Here is an 18,694-nt window from a genome sequence, read left to right on the forward strand (position 1 = left end):
GCGATCTTTTCAGACGACCTCGGTCAGTTCCTCCAGGGTTTTACCCCGCGTCTCCATCCCGAACAACCACACCACCCCCGCCGCAATCGCGAAGCACGCCGCGCCCAGCGCAAACACCCCGCCCTGCCCGGTAATCGGGAACACCAACCCGGTCACCAACGGCCCGAGCAGCGAGCCCACGCGGCCAATCGCCGAGGCGAACCCCGAGCCCGTCGCGCGCGCCGAAGTCGGATACAACTCCGGCGTGTAGGTGTAAAGCACCGCCCACATACCAAACAGAAAGAACTGCATCAACAACCCGGTGCTGATCAGCAGCGCCACGTTGCCGCCGAACACCGCGCTCTGCCCATACAGAAACGCCATCACCCCGCCGCCGAGCAAGGTGACGATGCACACCGGTTTACGCCCCCAGCGCTCGACCAGCCACGCCGCCATCAAAAATCCGGGAATCCCGCCCAGCGAAATCAGCACCGTGTAATACACCGACTGCGTCACGGCAAAACCCGACTGTTGCAGCAGCGCACTCAGCCACGACGTCAGCCCATAAAACCCCAGCAGGGCGAAAAACCACAGGCTCCAGATCATCGTCGTGCGCTGGCGATATTGCGGCGACCAGATCTGCTTGAGCGCCGAAAAGAAGTTGCCCGGCGGCGTCACGGTGCGCGGCAAGCGAATCGGTTCTGGCAGCGCCACACCACCCAGCGAGGATCGCACCCGCGCTTCGATGCCGTTCAACACCTTGTCCGCCGCTTCATCATGCCCAGCCTGTTCCAGCCAGCGCGGCGACTCGGGAATGAAAAAACGGATCGCCAACACAAACACCGCCGGTATCGCCAACACCAAAAAGATGTCGCGCCAGCCAATCAGCGGCAGCAGGAAGTACGAGAGCACGCCCGCCGCGACAAACCCCAACGGCCAGAAGCCGTCCATCAACGCGATGTAGCGCCCGCGCCGCTGCGCCGGAATCAGCTCGGAGAGCATCGACTGTGCAATGGGGAACTCCATGCCCATGCCGATCCCCAACAGGATGCGGAACAGCGTCAGTGCCTCGACCGTTTGCGCCGTCGAGCACAGGTAACTGGCCACGCCCCACAACACGATGCTCCACTGAAACACCGGTTTACGCCCGAAGCGGTCGGCGAGCATGCCGGACAGCGACGCGCCCAGCACCATGCCGAAAAAACTCGAACTGGCGAGCAGCCCGGCCTGCGCGCTGCTCAGACCGAACTCGGCCTTAATCGAGCCGAGCAGGAACGTCATCATCGCCAGGTCCATCGAATCGAAGAAAAATGCCAAGGCAATGATGATGAAAATGATCCGGTGATAACCGCTGATCGGCAGGCGTTCCAGCCGCTCTGCCGCACTGAAGCTTCGAGTTTCCATGCCGCCTCTCCCCATCCGAAAAGTCCCCGGATCGAGTGTGCGCGATAGCGTTCAGGCGCTCGTGCTGGATGCGACCTGTTCGCAGTCGTGGGCGACGCGACGATTGCTCTACAACGCCATTTCCAGCTCGGTCTCCTTGGCGAATCGATGGATTTCGCGCTGCCCGGTGGCGGTCAATTGCAGCGCACGGGAATCGTGAGGCAAGGTCAGCCAACCGGATTGCATGAACAACTGCAACAACGCCGCACCGAGCGTGCCGCCCATGTGCGGGCGTCTTTCGCTCCAGTCCGGACAGGCGCAAGCCACTTGCACATTGCGGTGGGCCAGCGCCTGGATAAACACACCACGCTTGGCCAGTTGCGTCGAGCCCTTGAGCGTGACCACGACCCGTTGCTCGATCTGTTCGATCCAGCCAGCATCGAGCAGGCGCTGGTACAGATCGGCGGCCAGCGTGCCGCCCAAATGGTCATCGCAGAAACGTGCGCGCAACAATGACGACGGTGCTGCCGGCGCCCTGGCAATGGGTGTGGAGCGCTTGAACACGGCGGGGATGTCGCGCGGTGCACTGGCGATGGTAGCGCTCGCCAACGCCTCTATCGCGGCCCCGACCTCGGGAGCCGAGAGCCGGAAAAACCGCTTGCGACCGCGCATTTCGACTTTCAACAGGCCCCCCGTGGCCAGCCGCGTCAGGTGAGCGCTGGCGGATGACGGCGACAGCCCCGCCAGCAACGCCAGTTCCTCGGTTTGCCGGGCCGAGCCGTCCATCAACGCCCACATCATCGCGCTGCGCTTGGGGTCAGCCAGCAACGTGGCGATCTGGCTGATGCAAGGTGCATGTTCCATATATTCACTCCCTGTTGAATCGTATCGTCTACTGCTCGCGGACATCTTGACCAGTAATGAGTCGTCGGCCAAGACGCGAAATACGCCATGAACCGGGGCCACGCAGGCCACTGACGCAACCTGCTGCGGCGCTCGATCGCGGCAGTTGCGCGCCCGTCAATCAAACCCGGGCGACTGGGCACAAAGGTCTGCAGGCCCGGGTGTCAGTGCGGGCATGAGGCGGTCGCTAGTATAAGCGTGTTACCTGCCGCGTCCCGCGCCGGGGCCTGCGCAGGTGGTGATTGTTGCTGAGTGAAATTTCTCTATTTACCTGCGACTAATGATCAACTTTCGAGAAAGCGGGAAATTGACTACTCAATTCAGCGCATCGGCTGGCGAGCATTTCCCTCAAAAGGTTCACCGGCTTACTCAATTGAGCGCGATGGGCGCACAACAAATTCAGCGGTGCGCGCTCACACAACAGTTCAGGCAGCAGCACTTTCAGGCGACCGGCGAGGACATCGGCGCCCACGTCGAGCCAGGACTTGTAGGCGATCCCGGCCCCGGCCACCGCCCAGAGACGCACCACGTCGGCATCGTCACTGAAGCGGTCGCCGCTGACGGTCAGGCCGACTTCGCGCTTGCCGTCATGGAAACTCCAATGGTCATGCACGCGGCTGCCGAGCATGTACAGCAGGCAATTGTGTTGAGCCAGTTGTTCGAGTTGGCGCGGTTCACCGTGACGGGCCAGGTACGCCGGGGAGGCGCACAGCACGCGACGGTTATGCGGGGCGATGGGTAATGCGACCAGGCTGGAATCTTCAGGCTCGCCATAACGCAAGGCGATGTCCACCGGCTGGCGAAACAGGTCGGCGATGCGGTCACCGAGTAACAGCCGCACGGTCAGTTTCGGGTGCTCGCGCTGAAATTCATCGAGCCATGGCAATAACAAATTGCGACCGAAGTCCGACGGCGCCGACAACTGCAAGACCCCACTGACCTGATCCTGCCCGCTGGCCAGCAGACGCCGGCCTTCATCAAGGTTACTCAGCGCTGCCCGGGCATATTCGAGAAAACCTTCGCCCTCGGCGGTCAGGCGCAAACTACGCGTCGAACGCGCCAGCAAACGCGCGCCGAGTTGCTGCTCGATGCGCTTCAACGCCGCGCTGGCCACGGCGGCGGACATGTCCATCACCCGCGCTGCCGCCGACAGACTGCCCAGATCCGCCGCCCGGACAAACAACTGCAAGTCATCGAAACGCAGCATTCCCAGCCTCGATTATCAAAAAAATATTGAAAGAGACTGCTCTTTTAGCCGGTTTTATCTTGCAGAGAAATAGCCAATCATCTGCCCATCGAATTCATCCCGCGTCTCTGGAGCCGAGCATGTCCCAGCCATTCACCGCCATCGCCACCCTGATCGCCAAACCCGGCCAACAGGATCTTCTCGAACAGGGCCTGCGCGCACTGGTTGCACCGAGCCGCGCCGAAGACGGTTGCAGCCAGTACGACCTGCACCGCGATCTCGCCGACCCGCAGATTTTCTATGTGATCGAACACTGGGCCAGTGAAGAAATTCTCCAGGCGCACAACGCCAGCGCGCACTTCCTGCACTTCCAGGCCACTGCCGGCCAGACCATCGAACACTTCGAGCTCAAGCGCCTCGGCGCGATTGCCTGATTCCTTCTTCCATTACCTGTACGGAGCCACTCATGAAAGCCATTGCCTATTACGCATCTCTGCCAATCACCGACGACAACGCCCTGCAAGACATCGAACTGCCAGAACCGGTCGCTGGCCCGCGCGACCTGCTGGTGGAAGTCAAAGCCATCTCGGTCAACCCGGTCGACACCAAAGTGCGGCAGAACGTGGCGCCGGAAAACGGCGCGGCGAAAGTGCTGGGCTGGGATGTCGCCGGTGTGGTCAAAGCCGTCGGCAGTGAAGTGACGCTGTTCAAGGCCGGTGACAAAGTCTTCTACGCCGGCTCCATTGCCCGCGCTGGCGGCAACAGCGAGCTGCACACGGTTGATGAGCGCATCGTCGGCCATATGCCGAAATCCCTCGGTTTTGCTGAAGCTGCTGCGCTGCCGCTGACCGCAATTACCGCGTGGGAGTTGTTGTTCGAGCGCCTGCAAATCCGCGAGGGCAAGAGCGATGAAGGCCAGAGCCTGTTGATCGTTGGCGCGGCCGGGGGTGTGGGTTCGATTCTCACGCAATTGGCCAAGCAGTTGACCGGGCTGAAGGTGATTGGCACCGCTTCCCGCGAGCAGACCCGCGATTGGGTCAAAGCGTTGGGCGCCGACTTGGTGATTGACCACAGCCAACCGCTGAGCGAAGAGCTGAAACGCGCCGGGATCGACAACGTCACTCACGTCGCCAGCCTGACCCAGACCGAGCAGCATCTGGATCAACTGGTCGAGGCGCTGGCGCCGCAGGGCAAACTGGCGTTGATCGACGATCCGAAGTCGCTCGATATCATCAAGCTCAAGCGCAAGAGCCTGTCGCTGCACTGGGAGTTTATGTACACGCGCTCGCTGTTTGAGACGCCGGACATGATCGAGCAGCACAAGCTGCTCAATCGTGTGGCTGAGCTGATTGATGCCGGGACGTTGAAGACCACGGTGGGTGAGCACTTCGGTATGATCAATGCGGCCAATCTGCGTCGGGCGCATGAGTTGCTGGAAAGCGGTAAGGCCAAGGGGAAAATTGTTTTAGAAAGTTTCTAAAGTCAAAAGATCGCAGCCTTCGGCAGCTCCTACAGTGGCTGGCGGGGGCTGCGCGCCCCCTTTTGCCGTCAGTCAGATGGCTGACCCTTGTCACAATTGCGATCGTATTCAGGACTACAATCGAAGCCTCTGCGATACATCTTTTACGCAAGGGAGGTCAGCAATGAAGATCCTGATAAAAGAAGTGGCAAAGTCTCAATGGCAGGTTCGACTGGACCAACACGCCGTGACATTCCGCAGTGAAGCCGAAGCACTGGCCTTCACTCGCACCCTTGAAGCGCGACTTTGCGCGCCCCATCAGATTCCCGACCGCAGCCAACAGCGCGCTGCCGGCTGAGGTTTTCTAGGCCTCGGCCTCGGCCTGCGCTTGCGCCAGCGCCCGGGCATTTTGCAGGCGCCGGGTGAGCAACGCGACGCACACCACCAGCAAACCGCAAACGCTGATGACGATGGCCATCGGCACGGCGGTGCCGTCGTGCAACACGCCGACCAGCGCCGAAGCCCCGGCGGCGACACTGAATTGCATGCAGCCGAGCAACGCCGAGGCGCTGCCTGCGCGCGCGCCTTGGCCGTTCATCGCGCAGGCTGCCGCATTCGGGCTGATGCAACCCAGGCTGGACACGCAGATAAACAAAGGAATCAGCAGCGGCCACAGGGATGCGGTGTGCAACGCGCTGACCGCCAGCAAGGTCAGCCCCGCCGCCAGATAAACCCACACCGCCCGCGACAGCAGAAACGCCGGACCGCGCTTGGCCAGCAGCCGCGCATTGACTTGTGCCACCAAAATGAAGCCCGCCGCGTTGGTGCCGAACAGCCAGCCGAAGTGCTCAGCCGGCACGCCATACAGCTTGATAAAGATGAACGGTGAGCCGGCGATATAGGCAAACATCCCGGCGATGGCGATGCCGCCGGTCAGGGCATGGCCGAGATAGACGCGATCCTTGAGCAGGCGTCCGTACTGACGCAATGCACCGGACAACGGCTGACGCGGCATGTGTGCCGGCATGCTTTCCGGCAGACCGAGCGCTACCGCGAGGCCGGCCAAAGCGCTGAACCCGGTGAGCACCAGGAAGATCGACTGCCAGCCGGTGGTGTTGACCAGCAAACCACCGAGCATCGGCGCCAGAATCGGTGCCAGGCCCATCACCAGCATCAGTTGCGAGAAGACTTTCGCCGAGCCCACTGCATCGCACTTGTCGCTGACCACTGCCCGGGAAATCACCATGCCGGCACAGCCACCCAGCGCCTGCACGAAGCGCGCACCAATCAGCCATTCCAGGTTCGGTGCATAGGCGCAGGCCAGGGATGCCAGGGTGAACAGTGCGAGACCGACCAGCAGCGGAATCCGCCGTCCAAAGCGATCCGCCACCGGGCCATACGCCAGTTGACCAATCGACAGGCCGGCAAAATACGCCGCCAGGGTCATCTGCACGTGTTTCTCATCCGTGCCGAAGGCCAGCGCCATCGCGGGAAATGCAGGCAAATAGAAGTCGATGGCCAAGGGCCCGAAGGCGGTCAAGGCACCGAGAATCAGAATGGTACGGAAGTTCATCAGGCATCCAGGTAGGCAAGTCGGCAGCCCGACAGTCTAGCTGCGGCTGGACGCCTTGAACATTCCGATAGCTCGCTAACAATTAAAAAAGCAGGATCAAAAGATCGCAGCCTTCGGCAGCTCCTACATGAATGCGTCTCCTGTAGGAGCTGCCGAAGGCTGCGATCTTTTGCTTCTAGGCGAGTTTGACGGCGTAGCCCTCGTCGCTGATAACCTCAATCACCTGCTCGGCACTCAGCGCACTTTCAACGCCAACCTCTTTCGCCGCCAGATCGACCCGCACGCTGGCTGCCGGATCCTTGGCCTGCACCGCGTTGGTGATGGCTTTGACGCAGTGACCGCAGGACATGCCTTGAACGTTGAACACTTGCATGGAATGACTCCTTTGAGTGAGGTTGCCGGCAGTGTCGAGCTTGCCACGATGGCAAGGTCAAGTTCTTGAATAAACTGCCGGGCTGGCAATCGGCGCCGCGCTCGGCCAAGCTGCGTGCATCAATGACTCGAATTCAGGAGATTCAGCCATGCGCTGGTCAGTTTTCAGCCTGTTTGGCTTCCTCAGCCTTTTTGCCGCCCTCCCCCAAGCGCAAGCCGCCGGCGAGGATTACGCGGTGCTGATCATTTCCCGCGAGCGCCTGGAAGTGTCGACCTCCTGCGAGATCGGCGTGTACATCCAGGATCAGCTCTCGGCGCGACTGCTGCAGGAGCAAAGCATTTCCTTCAACCTGCCGCCGGGCACGGTGTCGCTGCGTTTGAAGTTGCTGCCGGGCCAGGTCGCCGGTTGCAATCCGGGCATGCTCGCGCCGGGTTCGCAGGAGATCAAATTGCATGCCGGTGACGTGTTGAAGTATCGGTTGGCGATGAATTCCGAAGGCGTCTACCTGAAACGCGCCGATCTCGAATACTAAGAAAATCCAGATTGTGCGCAGGCCTTTGTGGCGAGGGGATTTATCCCCGTTGGGCTGCGAAGCGGCCCTGTTCTTTTCAGCTAGACCGATAGCGACTGCTGCGCAGCCGGACGGGGATAAATCCCCTCGCCACAATGAATTTCACCTGAAAATGTCTGCGCATTGAAGGTAGAAGATTGGCGCTTGACCTTGCCCGCATGGCAAGGTTGATCCTTGTAGGCATCTACTACAGGGAGTACGACCGATGTCCGATTCCATCACGTTCGATCTGCCGATTGCCGGCATGACCTGCGCCAGTTGCGCCGGGCGCGTCGAGCGCGCCTTGAGCAAAGTCAGCGGCGCCAGTGCCGTCAGCGTCAATCTCGCCACTGAGCAGGCCCGAGTGCAGGCGCCCGGCGACAGCCTTGCGGCCTTGATGGAAGCGGTCGAACGCGCCGGTTACAGCGTCCCGCAGCAAACTATCGAACTGAACATCGAAGGCATGACCTGCGCTTCCTGCGTCGGTCGCGTCGAGCGGGCCCTGAACAAAGTCCCCGGCGTGAAAAGCGTCAGCGTCAACTTGGCCAACGAACGTGCGCACCTCGAATTGCTGGGTCACGTCGACTCACAGACGCTGCTCGACGCCGTCAGCAAGGCCGGTTACTCCGCCAGCGTCTGGCAAGCCGAACACCCGCAAACCGATAACCAACAGCAGAAGCTGAAGCACGAACGCTGGGCGCTGATCTGCGCGATCGCCCTGGCCTTGCCGCTGGTGGCGCCGATGTTGCTGCAACCGTTCGGCATTCACTGGATGCTGCCGGCCTGGGCGCAATTCGTCCTCGCCACGCCGGTGCAATTTATCTTCGGTGCACGGTTTTACGTGGCTGCGTGGAAAGCCGTACGGGCCGGTGCCGGCAACATGGATTTGCTCGTCGCCCTCGGCACCAGCGCCGGTTATGGCTTGAGCCTTTATGAATGGGCCACCGCCGCCGGGCGCATGCCGCATCTGTATTTCGAAGCGTCGGCGGTGGTCATTGCCTTGGTACTGCTCGGCAAATACCTTGAGAGCCGCGCCAAACGCCAGACGGCCAGCGCCATCCGCGCCCTCGAAGCCTTGCGGCCGGAACGGGCGATTCAAGTGATCGACGGCCGCGAACAGGACGTCGCCATCAGCGCCCTGCGTCTCGACGATCTGGTGCTGGTCAAACCCGGTGAACGCTTCCCGGTCGATGGCGAAGTCATCGAAGGTCAGAGCCACGCCGACGAAGCGCTGATCAGCGGCGAGAGTCTGCCGGTGCCGAAACAACCGGGCGACAAAGTCACCGGCGGCGCGATCAACGGTGAAGGTCGCCTGCTGGTACGCACTCAGGCGCTCGGCGCCGAAACCGTATTGGCGCGGATCATTCGTCTGGTCGAGGACGCCCAGGCAGCGAAAGCACCGATCCAGAAACTGGTGGATAAGGTCAGTCAGATTTTCGTGCCGACGGTCTTGGTACTGGCGCTGGCCACGTTGATTGGCTGGTGGCTGTACGGCGCGCCGCTGGAAACCGCACTGATCAATGCGGTTGCGGTTCTGGTTATCGCTTGCCCTTGCGCGCTCGGCCTCGCCACCCCGACGGCGATCATGGCCGGCACCGGCGTCGCCGCGCGCCACGGCATTCTGATCAAGGACGCCGAAGCCCTGGAACGTGCCCATGAAGTCAGCAGCGTGGTGTTCGACAAGACCGGCACGCTGACCTCCGGCACGCCGCGCATCGCCCACCTCAGTGCGGTCGATGGCGACGAAAATACCCTGCTGACGCTGGCTGGCGCGCTGCAACGCGGTAGCGAGCACCCACTGGCCAAAGCCGTGCTGGATGCGGCGGCAGAACGCAATCTGCAGGTGCCCGATGTCAGCGACAGCCAGTCGCTGACCGGTCGCGGCATCGCTGGCAATCTCGATGGCCGACGTCTGGCACTGGGCAATCGGCGGATGCTCGAAGAAAGTGGTTTGAGCGCCGGCAACCTGAGCGAGTCCGCTCAAGCCTGGGAAGCCGAAGGCCGCACATTGTCGTGGTTGATCGAGCAAAGTCCTCACGCGAAAGTGCTCGGTTTGTTCGCCTTCGGTGACACCTTGAAACCCGGCGCCCTGCAAGCGGTGCAACAACTCGCCGCGCGAGATATCCACAGCCATTTGCTGACCGGCGACAACCGTGGCAGCGCTCGCGTGGTCGCTGAAGCCTTGGGCATCCGCAATGTCCACGCCGAAGTCCTCCCGGCTGACAAAGCCGCCACCGTCGCCGAGCTGAAAAAAACCGGCGTGGTCGCGATGGTGGGTGACGGCATCAACGACGCCCCGGCCCTCGCCGCTGCCGACATCGGCATCGCCATGGGCGGCGGCACCGATGTCGCCATGCACGCAGCGGGTATCACCCTGATGCGCGGCGATCCACGGCTGGTTCCGGCGGCGCTGGAGATCAGCCGCAAGACCTACGCGAAGATCCGTCAGAACCTGTTCTGGGCCTTCGTCTATAACCTGATCGGCATTCCGCTGGCGGCGTTCGGCTTCCTCAATCCGGTGCTGGCAGGGGCGGCGATGGCGCTGTCGAGCGTCAGCGTGGTGAGCAATGCGCTACTGTTGAAAACCTGGAAACCCAAGGATCTGGAGGAGCACCGATGAACATCGGTCAAGCGGCCAAACACAGTGGCCTGAGCGCGAAAATGATCCGCTATTACGAGTCGATCGGTTTGCTCAAAGCGGCCCATCGCACCGACAGCGGCTATCGCGTCTATGGCGACGATGACCTGCACACCCTGGCCTTCATCAAGCGTTCGCGTGACCTCGGCTTTTCTCTGGAAGAGGTCGGCAAACTGCTGACCCTCTGGCAGGATCGCCAACGCGCCAGCGCCGATGTGAAGGCGCTGGCGCGTCAGCACATCGACGAGTTGAACCAGAAGATTCGCGAACTCGGCGAGTTGCGCGACACCCTGCAAGACCTGGTCGAACACTGCAACGGCGACCATCGCCCGGACTGCCCGATCCTCAAGGAACTGGCGTCGGGCTGCTGCGCGCAACCCGCTCGCGCTTGAAGGCGAGCATTTTCACCGTGAGCAAGGTGCACAGCGGAATGCCGTGGAACAACAGGACCACGGCACCCGGCGTCCACCACGCGTAAAACGGCGCAGCGATCAGCATGCCGATACCAAACCCGGTCATTTGCAGCAGGGTTAAAAAGCTGAAAATCGGCAAGCGCAAATGCTCCGGCTCACGTTGCAGGCGCGACATCAGGCCGACTTCGGAAAAGCCGTCACCCAACCCCGCCGGCAGCGAGAACAACAGCAATCCGTAGAGGCTGTGTTGCTGGAACATCAGGATAAAGCCGCAGGACATCAGCGCCACGCCGAAGAAAAACCGCCGTTCAAGGTTGATGTTGCCCGAGCCTTTCAGGCGGCTGGCGATGCGCGCGCCGAGCAGTTTGCCGCTGGCCCACACGGCGAGCATCAGGCCCAGCGTGGTACTCGCCGAATCAGGTGTGAGCAGTTTAGAGAGGATCGGGAAACCGACGTTGTGCGCCGCGCTGCCCAAGGTGTCGGCCATCGTTACCGCGAGCATGGCGGCAACCACTGGCGTCGCGCGCAGGCCTTGCTTGAGGACTGACCATTCGCCGCGTGCAGATTCTTCATGGACGGTCGGAGCATCGAAGCGCAGCGGCACAATCAACAGCGCCGCCAACACATAGGTCAGCGCATTCAGTGCAAACACCGTTTCAAAACCAAACGCTGCGACCAGCAAACCCGAGACCAGACTGCCACCGACCATTGCCGCCGAAGAGGCCGAGGTGATCCAGGCGTTGGCCTTAAGCAATTGATCGGCGGGGATCAAACTCGGTAACTGGCTGTTCAGGCCAATGGCGAACATCGAGTTGCCAAAACCCAGGCCGAAGGCAATCACCGGCAGCAACAGCCCTTGTTGACTGACCGGGGTGATCAGCAGCAAACCGAGCAGGCAGGCGCGCAACAGATCGAACGCAATCAACGGCAGCCGGCCATTCCAGCGGCGGTAGAACCGCGTACCGATCAGGCTGGCAACAATCCCCCCGCCGACGCGACTGGCGAGGAAAATGCCGACGCTCATGGCGCTGTTGCTGAGCAAATAGACGTAAGTCGCCAGCGCGACCATGTTGAGGAATGCGCCGAAATCGGAGATCAACCGGGCCGTAATAATCAGGTGTGTGTTGCGTAAGGTACTCACATACGATCCTTGTAGGAGCTGCCGCAGGCTGCGATCTTTTGATCGTGTTTCTGATCGATCGCCAGGATCAAAAGATCGCAGCCTTCGGCAGCTCCTACAAGGGATTAGTGGTGTTCTGAAGACAAAAAACCCGGCCGAGGCCGGGTTTTTGTTTATGCGGTTACTGCATCCACGGGGGTGGAGGCGGTTCCTCGGACTTGCCTTTTGGCTCGTCGTCCGCCGCACGGATCGCCTGCTTGCGCTCTTCGTCGAGTCGCGCCGCTTCGATCTCGCGGATAACGCCGCCGACATCCGCCAGCTCTTCCGGCTCGTCGAACTCGCCGGTCAGCACACTGTTCGGGTGCAAGGTGCCGGCTTCGTACAGCGCCCACATTTCTTTCGCGTACTTGGTCTTCTTCAACTCCGGCGCAAAGCGACCGAAATACGAAGCCATGTTGCCAACGTCACGCTCAAGCATGCTGAACGCGTGGTTGTTGCCGGCAGCGTCGACCGCTTGTGGCAGGTCGATGATCACCGGGCCGGTCGGTGTCAGCAGCACGTTGAACTCCGAGAGGTCACCGTGCACCAGACCGGTACACAACATCAGCACGATCTGCGAAATCAGGAACGCGTGATATTCACGGGCCTGATCCGGCTCCAGTACCACGTCGTTGAGACGCGGCGCTGCATCGCCGTATTCGTCGGCCACCAGTTCCATCAGCAGCACGCCTTCGAGGAAGTCGAACGGCTTGGGCACGCGCACACCGGCGCCAGCCAGACGGAACAGCGCCGCCACTTCGGCGTTCTGCCAGGCGTCTTCGGTCTCTTTGCGACCGAATTTCGAGCCCTTGGCCATCGCGCGCGCCTGACGGCTGTTACGCACCTTGCGGCCTTCCTGATACTCGGCTGCCTGGCGGAAACTACGTTTGTTTGCCTCCTTGTAGACCTTGGCGCAACGTAACTCGTTGCCGCAGCGCACCACATAAACAGCTGCTTCTTTACCACTCATGAGTGGTCGCAGCACCTCGTCAACCAGACCGTCTTCGATCAGCGGTTCAATGCGTTTTGGAGTCTTCATCAGCTTTTATTGTGGGTCCTTTATTACCAAACACGCGAATGTCACTCGTTATACGGCAATCCTCGCATCTCGGGGAAGGGTTGCCGACCTGTGAACCTGTGAATGCACACACTGTGCCGAAAAAATCGACCGTTGCGAATCATAGCCGAGCCGGCCTTGATTGTTGTTATCGGCCGTCGAGGGCATTTGCGACAGAATCTGACATCCGCCGGTACGCGTCCTCAGGCACAGACCTACAAACCTGTGGGAGCTGGCTTGCCAGCGATGGCTGTGGCAGCGTCAATACAGAGATCGAATCTGATGGCCTCATCGCGGGCAAGCCCGCTCCCACAGGTCCGATTCATCTTTCGATAATGGCGGTGACGCCTTGGCCGCCTGCCGCGCAGATCGAAATCAGGCCTCGGCCCTTGCCTGCTGCATCGAGCAGTTTGGCCAGGTTGGCGACGATACGTCCCCCCGTAGCGGCGAATGGGTGCCCTGCCGCCAGCGAACTGCCTTTGACGTTGAGGCGGCTGCGGTCGATCGAACCCAGCGGCGCCTCCAGGCCCAAGCGGGCTCTGCAGTATTCAGGATCTTCCCAGGCTTTCAACGTACACAGCACCTGCGCGGCGAACGCCTCATGAATCTCGTAGTAATCGAAATCCTGCAAGGTCAGCCCGTTGCGGGCCAACAAGCGCGGCACCGCGTACACCGGGGCCATCAGCAGGCCCTCGGCGCCGTTGACGAAATCCACCGCCGCCGCCTCGCCATCGCGCAGATACGCAAGGATCGGCAAACCGCGTTCCCTGGCCCATTCCTCACTGCCGAGCAGCACCACTGAAGCACCATCGGTGAGCGGCGTGGAGTTGCCCGCCGTGAGCGTGCCCTTGGCGCTTTTTTCGAACGCTGGCTTGAGCGAAGCGAGCTTTTCCAGGGTCAGGTCAGGGCGCAGATTGTTGTCGCGGGTCAGGCCGAGGAACGGAGTCATCAGGTCGTTGTGCCAGCCTTCGCTGTAGGACGCGGCCAGTTTGTGATGACTGTCGAGGGCCAGTTGATCCTGCTCTTCACGCGGGATGTTCCAGGTTTGCGCCATCAGCTCGCAATGCTGGCCCATCGACAGGCCGGTGCGCGGCTCGCCGTTGCGCGGGAATTCCGGGATCAGGTGTTTCGGGCGCAGTTGCAGGAAGGTTTTCAGTTTGTCGCCGGTGGTCTTCGCGCGGTTGGCTTGCAGGAGGATTTTGCGCAGGCCTTCACTGACGCTGATCGGCGCGTCCGAGGTGGTGTCGACGCCGCCGGCAATGCCGCAATCGATCTGCCCGAGGGCGATTTTGTTGGCCACCAGCAGGGCCGCTTCAAGCCCCGTGCCGCAAGCCTGTTGAATGTCATAGGCCGGGGTGGCCGGCGACAGGCGCGAGCCGAGCACGCATTCACGGGTCAGGTTCATATCCCGTGACAATTTCAGCACCGCGCCTGCCACCACTTCGCCGATGCGCTGGCCGTGCAAGTTGTAGCGTTCGATCAGGCCTTCAAGGGCGGCGGTGAGCATCACCTGATTGCTGGCCGTAGCGTACGGGCCGTTGGAGCGGGCGAAAGGGATACGGTTACCGCCAATGATCGCGACGCGGCGCAGCTGACTCATGAATGACTCCTTTTCAAATTTCACATAGAACCCTGTGGGAGCTGGCTTGCCAGCGATGGGGCCAGAACCTCCAATATCTTCAGTGGCTGAAACTCCGCCATCGCGGGCAAGCCCGCTCCCACAGGGACGGTGGTCTACTCTGCTGTTCTAGCGTAGGCCTTATTGCGTGGATCGAACGATTGATTGCCGTCGGTAGTCCACACTTTGAACCCCAACTTCTGGAGAGCGTTCCATGTCTGACCGCTATATCGACTTCGCCAACTCGTCCATCGGCCATCGCCTGGTCGGGGCACTGGGCCTGCCGTCGCCGGTGCGACTGGAGCGCTGGCAGGCCGGACGCCTGCGGCCGGTGGAAGGCGCGCTGCTGATTGGCGGGGGGCCGCTGGCCGAACGCGTCAGTGCCTTCGCCAACCGTTTGACCGAAAGTATCTACCGCTATGGCGAGCAGCCCGCGAGCGCCACCGAATGGATTCCCGGCCACGGTCCGAAACTCAAGGCCGTGGTGTTCGACGCCAGCGAGTTGCAGCACACCGACCAGCTCAAACAGTTGCGTGAATTCTTTCAGCCGTTGATGAAAAACCTTGAGCACAGCGCGCATCTGGTGATTCTCGGCCGCGCTCCAGAAACCCTCGACGATCCGTTTGCGTCCAGCGCACAACGAGCGCTGGAAGGCTTCTCGCGGTCGCTGGCCAAGGAATTGCGCAGCGGCGGCACACTGCAATTGATCTACGTCGGTGACGGTGCCGAGGATCAACTCGAAGGCCCGCTGCGCTTCTTCCTCTCGCCGAAAAGTGCGTTCGTCTCCGGACAGGTGCTTCGCCTGACCGCCTGCGCGACGCCGGTGACCGACTGGACGCGGCCACTGGCCGGGCGCAAGGCACTGGTCACCGGCGCAGCGCGGGGCATCGGCGCGTCCATCGCCGAAACCCTGGCCCGCGACGGCGCCGAGGTGATCCTGCTCGACGTGCCGCCGGCGAAAACCGATCTCGATGCCCTCGCCGCACGGCTTGGCGGACGCAGCATCACCCTCGACATCTGCGCCGAAGACGCGGGCGCCCAACTGATCGAACAGTTGCCCGACGGCCTCGACATTCTGGTGCACAACGCCGGGATCACCCGCGACAAGACTTTGGCTAACATGACCCCGGAATTCTGGGATGCAGTGCTGGCCGTCAACCTCAACGCCCCGCAAGTGTTGACCAAAGCCCTGCTCGACAGCGGCACGTTGCGCGACAACGCGCGGGTGATCCTGCTCGCCTCGATCAGTGGCATCGCCGGTAACCGTGGGCAAACCAATTACGCTGCGAGCAAGGCTGGCTTGATCGGCCTGGCCCAGGCGTGGGCGCCGACACTGCTGCCACGCGGCATCAGCATCAACGCCGTGGCGCCGGGTTTCATCGAAACGCAGATGACCGCACACATCCCCTTCGGCCTGCGCGAAGCCGGACGCCGCATGAGTTCGCTGGGCCAGGGTGGCTTGCCGCAAGACGTTGCCGAGGCTGTCGCATGGCTGGCGCAACCGGGCACCGGCGCGTTCACCGGGCAGGCGTTGCGGGTCTGTGGGCAAAGTGTTCTGGGGGCGTAAGCATGAGCATCGAATGGCACACGCTGGACCGTGAACCGAGTCTGCCCGGGCTGTACGCGCGGGCCGCGACACGACGCAAAATAACCGGCACGCAACTGCCCGACAGCGGCTTGCGCTGTTGGGTCGACGTCGACGGCAAGCGCTTGGCGGACTATCGCAAAGTCTGTGGCTTTGCCGACGATGGCCTGCTGCCGCCGACGTATCCACACATCCTCGCCTTCGCCCTGCAAATGCAATTACTCACCGCGAAGGACTTTCCCTTTCCGCTGCTGGGGCTGATTCACCTGAGCAACCGCATTCGCGTGTTGCGGCCAATGGGCGCGATCAGTCGAGCGCAGGTCAGCGTGCGCGTGCATAACCTGCAACCGCACCCCAAAGGCGCGACGTTTGATCTGCTGACCACGCTGGACGATCAACTCGGGCCGTTGTGGGAGGCCGAAAGCCAGATGCTTTGTCGCGGCGTCAAGCTTGAGGGCGAGGCCGTCGAGCAGGCCTGGGAACTTGCGCAGTCGCTGGTGGAAGTGGCGCACTGGAAAGCCCCGGCGGACATCGGACGGCAGTACGCCAAGGTTTCCGGCGACTACAACCCGATCCACCTCAGTGCGGCGAGCGCCAAACTGTTTGGCTTTCCGACGGCGATTGCCCATGGCTTGTGGAACAAGGCTCGAACACTCGCCGCGCTGGCCGATCATTTGCCCAAGGCCAACGTCGAGATAACGGTGCACTTTCGCAAACCGGTGCGGCTGCCGAGTGAGGTGACTTTACTGGCGAGTGCGCCGGGGTCCAGCGGTGAATTGCGACTGATCGGCGCGAAGGATCTGGAACACATGGTCGGCCAATGGCAGCCGATTGCCTGATCCCACCACTTAGCACTTTGTGGCGAGGGAGCTTGTTCCCTCGCCACAGGTTTTACCTAAGCCATCGGAAGAGTGACGCGGCTGACCTGTTAATTGTGTGTATATCACTTAAGTTTTTCCGCACCCTGCCCCGGCCGATGGAAAACACCCAGCCTTGATTTTCAAGGCTTTTTTTTGCGCGTTTATACCTTGGGTATTAGTCCTTAGGCGTTGCACTGCGCCTTATATATAAAGGCGTTAATACCAACTTGAGAATGGTGGGATTCGCACCATCGGCTGAGATTGCAGCAACGGGCGAGGCATTGCCGGCGACAGATCGGCAGGCCATCGAAGGCAACGAACGTTGCGACAGGTGCAAGGAATCTCAATCATGAAAACTCAAGACGTGTGGTGCAAATCAGCAATCGCGCTGGCATTGATTCTCTCCCTCGGCCTTACCGGTTGCAGCAGCGGCGGTGGCGGCCATCACAGCAGCTCCGGCAGTTCTGCGCCGTCCAGCGATACTGCTGGCACAGGTGGAACCGGTGGTACTGGCGGCACCGGTGATACCGCAGGCACCGGCGGAACCGGTGGTACTGGCGGCACTGGCGGCACCAACCCAACTGATCCGACCAATCCAACCAACCCGACGGATCCTACCGATCCGACCAACCCAACCAATCCAACCCCGACACCGCTGGTGACCACCACGCTGGTGCAGGATGTCGGCACCACGGTTGCCGGCGTCGGCGATGGCGTTGGCCAGATCGGCGACTCCCTGAGCACCGTTCCGGTGGTCGGTGGCGTGGTGCAAAGCGCCGCCAACACTGCTGGCAACGTGGTCACCACCCTGGGTGACGGCGTGGCCAACGGCATCGGCAAACTGGCGACCGATCCTAAAGGCCTGACCACTACGGTTGCATCGGTTGGCGGAGTGGTCACCGATGTCGGCAACGGCGTGTCCGATCTCAGCGGCAAACTGGCGACGGCGACCGGCAGTGTTCCCGTGGTCGGTGGCGTGGTCACCAAAGTGGCGCCGCTGCTCGACGGCGTCGGCGAAAAAGTCACCATGCTTGGCAATACCCTCGACACCACCCTGACCAATGGCCCGACCAGCCAACTGACCAACAAACTTGGCGGCAGCCTGGTGCCAGTGATCGCCATGGTGGAGAGCACCACCGACAAACTCGGCAGCGCAACCGGTCTGGGCGATCCGCTCAAAGGTGTGATTCAGAAAGTCGGCGATACCGTCAACGGCGTGGGTGACAAAGTGACTGACGCTGGCAACGGCAATGCCCTGACCAACACCCTCGGCGGAGCGCTGAGCAATGCCGGCACTGCGGTCGGCAAGGCTGGAGGTCTGGTATCCAACGGCACTGGTTCCGGCTCTGGCGGCGGAGTTGGCGGAGGCCTCGGTGGTGGCCTCGGCGGCACCGGTCTGCTGCAAACTGTCGGTGGTGCAGTGGTCAACGTCGGCGCAGGCCTGAATGCCGGCAACACCAACGGCGTGGTCAGCGCCGGCGGCGTCAGCGCTGTCGGTCTGGGTAATACCGTCGCTTCGCTGAACACTGTGCTGGGCGGCTCGGGCTCACCGATCACCGCTACGACTTCACCACTGGCCACCGTGGGCGCCACTTTGGGCACAGCGCTGAACCCGGTTACCAGCGGCGTCACCAACGTGACCCAACAATTGGGCGCCGCCACCGGTATCGGCTCGCCAGTCGCCGGTCTCACCAGCCAGGTTGGCGGTGCGGTGGGCAACCTCGGTGGCGCGATTGCCGCCACCAACAATCCGGTTACTACCGCCGTCGGTGGGCTGGTAACCAACGTCGGCAGCACCGTCACCGCGGTCGGCGGGCTGGTCAACGGCGGTGCCAGCGGGGGCACCACCGGTGGTGGTCTGGGCGGTGTGCTCGGTGGTCTAACCGGCGCCCTTGGTGGCAACAAACGCTAAATTGCACCTGGCCGATTCGACGGCCTCACCTACAGCGCCTACGCTT

Annotated in this window: 17 protein-coding genes; 9 read left to right on the plus strand and 8 right to left on the minus strand. The window is 61.8% G+C overall.

The features are described from left to right. Positions 1–9: 9 nt before the first annotated feature. The 3 genes from ACZZ0B_RS22715 to ACZZ0B_RS22725 all read right to left on the minus strand — a co-directional run bounded on the left by ACZZ0B_RS22715 (position 10) and on the right by ACZZ0B_RS22725 (position 3,472). On the minus strand, positions 10–1,383 hold the full coding sequence (locus ACZZ0B_RS22715; RefSeq protein WP_463546283.1) for an MFS transporter: 1,374 nt from the start codon (positions 1,381–1,383) through the stop codon (positions 10–12). Positions 1,384–1,491: 108 nt separating this feature from the next. Continuing rightward, positions 1,492–2,226: an ArsR/SmtB family transcription factor gene (locus tag ACZZ0B_RS22720; RefSeq protein WP_008082156.1), complete on the minus strand. Its 735-nt coding sequence runs from the start codon at positions 2,224–2,226 to the stop codon at positions 1,492–1,494. 316 nt (positions 2,227–2,542) lie between these two features. Continuing rightward, on the minus strand, positions 2,543–3,472 hold the full coding sequence (locus ACZZ0B_RS22725; RefSeq protein ID WP_008082157.1) for a LysR family transcriptional regulator: 930 nt from the start codon (positions 3,470–3,472) through the stop codon (positions 2,543–2,545). Positions 3,473–3,591: 119 nt separating this feature from the next. On the opposite strand from ACZZ0B_RS22725, the gene ACZZ0B_RS22730 reads away from it, so the two are divergent. The 3 genes from ACZZ0B_RS22730 (at position 3,592) to ACZZ0B_RS22740 (ending at position 5,268) form a co-directional block, all read left to right on the plus strand. Continuing rightward, a complete protein-coding gene (locus tag ACZZ0B_RS22730; protein WP_008082158.1) occupies positions 3,592–3,885 on the plus strand; it encodes a putative quinol monooxygenase in 294 nt (97 codons plus the stop codon). A gap of 32 nt (positions 3,886–3,917) precedes the next feature. Then, entirely contained in the window at positions 3,918–4,931 is a 1,014-nt protein-coding gene (locus ACZZ0B_RS22735) for a zinc-binding alcohol dehydrogenase family protein (RefSeq protein WP_463546284.1), read from the plus strand. Between the two features lie 163 nt (positions 4,932–5,094). Beyond that, positions 5,095–5,268 (plus strand): hypothetical protein, encoded by a 174-nt coding sequence (locus ACZZ0B_RS22740; RefSeq protein ID WP_007914687.1) that lies wholly within the window; start codon positions 5,095–5,097, stop codon positions 5,266–5,268. Between the two features lie 6 nt (positions 5,269–5,274). Here ACZZ0B_RS22740 and ACZZ0B_RS22745 read toward each other — a convergent pair whose 3' ends face one another. Continuing rightward, on the minus strand, positions 5,275–6,483 hold the full coding sequence (locus ACZZ0B_RS22745) for a multidrug effflux MFS transporter (RefSeq protein ID WP_463546285.1): 1,209 nt from the start codon (positions 6,481–6,483) through the stop codon (positions 5,275–5,277). Positions 6,484–6,658: 175 nt separating this feature from the next. Next, positions 6,659–6,856: a cation transporter gene (locus ACZZ0B_RS22750; RefSeq protein WP_463546286.1), complete on the minus strand. Its 198-nt coding sequence runs from the start codon at positions 6,854–6,856 to the stop codon at positions 6,659–6,661. Between the two features lie 148 nt (positions 6,857–7,004). On the opposite strand from ACZZ0B_RS22750, the gene ACZZ0B_RS22755 reads away from it, so the two are divergent. From ACZZ0B_RS22755 to cueR, 3 genes are all read left to right on the plus strand, one after another. Continuing rightward, a complete protein-coding gene (locus ACZZ0B_RS22755) occupies positions 7,005–7,388 on the plus strand; it encodes a hypothetical protein (RefSeq protein WP_008082166.1) in 384 nt (127 codons plus the stop codon). Positions 7,389–7,632: 244 nt separating this feature from the next. Then, positions 7,633–10,026 (plus strand): copper resistance metal-translocating P1-type ATPase CueA, encoded by a 2,394-nt coding sequence (gene cueA, locus ACZZ0B_RS22760; RefSeq protein ID WP_463546287.1) that lies wholly within the window; start codon positions 7,633–7,635, stop codon positions 10,024–10,026. Further along, entirely contained in the window at positions 10,023–10,436 is a 414-nt protein-coding gene (cueR, locus tag ACZZ0B_RS22765; protein ID WP_095122009.1) for a Cu(I)-responsive transcriptional regulator, read from the plus strand. Before cueA ends, cueR begins: the two co-directional genes overlap by 4 nt. Here cueR and ACZZ0B_RS22770 read toward each other — a convergent pair. The 3 genes from ACZZ0B_RS22770 to ACZZ0B_RS22780 all read right to left on the minus strand — a co-directional run bounded on the left by ACZZ0B_RS22770 (position 10,390) and on the right by ACZZ0B_RS22780 (position 14,273). Next, complete coding sequence (locus ACZZ0B_RS22770; RefSeq protein WP_463546288.1) at positions 10,390–11,598, minus strand: MFS transporter; 1,209 nt, start codon at positions 11,596–11,598, stop codon at positions 10,390–10,392. The genes cueR and ACZZ0B_RS22770 overlap by 47 nt on opposite strands. A gap of 160 nt (positions 11,599–11,758) precedes the next feature. Then, entirely contained in the window at positions 11,759–12,655 is an 897-nt protein-coding gene (locus tag ACZZ0B_RS22775; protein WP_158832456.1) for a PA4780 family RIO1-like protein kinase, read from the minus strand. Positions 12,656–12,995: 340 nt separating this feature from the next. Beyond that, complete coding sequence (locus tag ACZZ0B_RS22780; RefSeq protein ID WP_463546289.1) at positions 12,996–14,273, minus strand: acetyl-CoA C-acetyltransferase; 1,278 nt, start codon at positions 14,271–14,273, stop codon at positions 12,996–12,998. A 232-nt stretch (positions 14,274–14,505) separates the two neighbouring features. Here ACZZ0B_RS22780 and ACZZ0B_RS22785 point away from each other — a divergent pair, with 232 nt between their 5' ends. The 3 genes from ACZZ0B_RS22785 to ACZZ0B_RS22795 all read left to right on the plus strand — a co-directional run bounded on the left by ACZZ0B_RS22785 (position 14,506) and on the right by ACZZ0B_RS22795 (position 18,648). Next, positions 14,506–15,858: a 3-oxoacyl-ACP reductase gene (locus tag ACZZ0B_RS22785; RefSeq protein WP_008082175.1), complete on the plus strand. Its 1,353-nt coding sequence runs from the start codon at positions 14,506–14,508 to the stop codon at positions 15,856–15,858. Positions 15,859–15,860: 2 nt separating this feature from the next. Further along, on the plus strand, positions 15,861–16,715 hold the full coding sequence (locus tag ACZZ0B_RS22790) for a MaoC family dehydratase (protein ID WP_463546290.1): 855 nt from the start codon (positions 15,861–15,863) through the stop codon (positions 16,713–16,715). A gap of 370 nt (positions 16,716–17,085) precedes the next feature. After that, a complete protein-coding gene (locus ACZZ0B_RS22795; protein WP_463546291.1) occupies positions 17,086–18,648 on the plus strand; it encodes a collagen-like triple helix repeat-containing protein in 1,563 nt (520 codons plus the stop codon). The last annotated feature ends 46 nt before the right edge of the window (positions 18,649–18,694 follow it).

This window comes from Pseudomonas sp. AC247 (genome assembly GCF_979258015.1).

Excerpts from the sequence above, each read along its gene's own strand:
- ACZZ0B_RS22715 (WP_463546283.1), bottom strand. The coding sequence starts at position 1,383 with ATGGAAACTCGAAGCTTCAGTGCGGCAGAGCGGCTGGAACGCCTGCCG.
- ACZZ0B_RS22720 (WP_008082156.1), bottom strand. The coding sequence starts at position 2,226 with ATGGAACATGCACCTTGCATCAGCCAGATCGCCACGTTGCTGGCTGAC.
- ACZZ0B_RS22725 (WP_008082157.1), bottom strand. The coding sequence starts at position 3,472 with ATGCTGCGTTTCGATGACTTGCAGTTGTTTGTCCGGGCGGCGGATCTG.
- ACZZ0B_RS22730 (WP_008082158.1), top strand. The coding sequence starts at position 3,592 with ATGTCCCAGCCATTCACCGCCATCGCCACCCTGATCGCCAAACCCGGC.
- ACZZ0B_RS22735 (WP_463546284.1), top strand. The coding sequence starts at position 3,918 with ATGAAAGCCATTGCCTATTACGCATCTCTGCCAATCACCGACGACAAC.
- ACZZ0B_RS22740 (WP_007914687.1), top strand. The coding sequence starts at position 5,095 with ATGAAGATCCTGATAAAAGAAGTGGCAAAGTCTCAATGGCAGGTTCGA.
- ACZZ0B_RS22745 (WP_463546285.1), bottom strand. The coding sequence starts at position 6,483 with ATGAACTTCCGTACCATTCTGATTCTCGGTGCCTTGACCGCCTTCGGG.
- ACZZ0B_RS22750 (WP_463546286.1), bottom strand. The coding sequence starts at position 6,856 with ATGCAAGTGTTCAACGTTCAAGGCATGTCCTGCGGTCACTGCGTCAAA.
- ACZZ0B_RS22755 (WP_008082166.1), top strand. The coding sequence starts at position 7,005 with ATGCGCTGGTCAGTTTTCAGCCTGTTTGGCTTCCTCAGCCTTTTTGCC.
- cueA (WP_463546287.1), top strand. The coding sequence starts at position 7,633 with ATGTCCGATTCCATCACGTTCGATCTGCCGATTGCCGGCATGACCTGC.
- cueR (WP_095122009.1), top strand. The coding sequence starts at position 10,023 with ATGAACATCGGTCAAGCGGCCAAACACAGTGGCCTGAGCGCGAAAATG.
- ACZZ0B_RS22775 (WP_158832456.1), bottom strand. The coding sequence starts at position 12,655 with ATGAAGACTCCAAAACGCATTGAACCGCTGATCGAAGACGGTCTGGTT.
- ACZZ0B_RS22780 (WP_463546289.1), bottom strand. The coding sequence starts at position 14,273 with ATGAGTCAGCTGCGCCGCGTCGCGATCATTGGCGGTAACCGTATCCCT.
- ACZZ0B_RS22785 (WP_008082175.1), top strand. The coding sequence starts at position 14,506 with ATGTCTGACCGCTATATCGACTTCGCCAACTCGTCCATCGGCCATCGC.
- ACZZ0B_RS22790 (WP_463546290.1), top strand. The coding sequence starts at position 15,861 with ATGAGCATCGAATGGCACACGCTGGACCGTGAACCGAGTCTGCCCGGG.
- ACZZ0B_RS22795 (WP_463546291.1), top strand. The coding sequence starts at position 17,086 with ATGAAAACTCAAGACGTGTGGTGCAAATCAGCAATCGCGCTGGCATTG.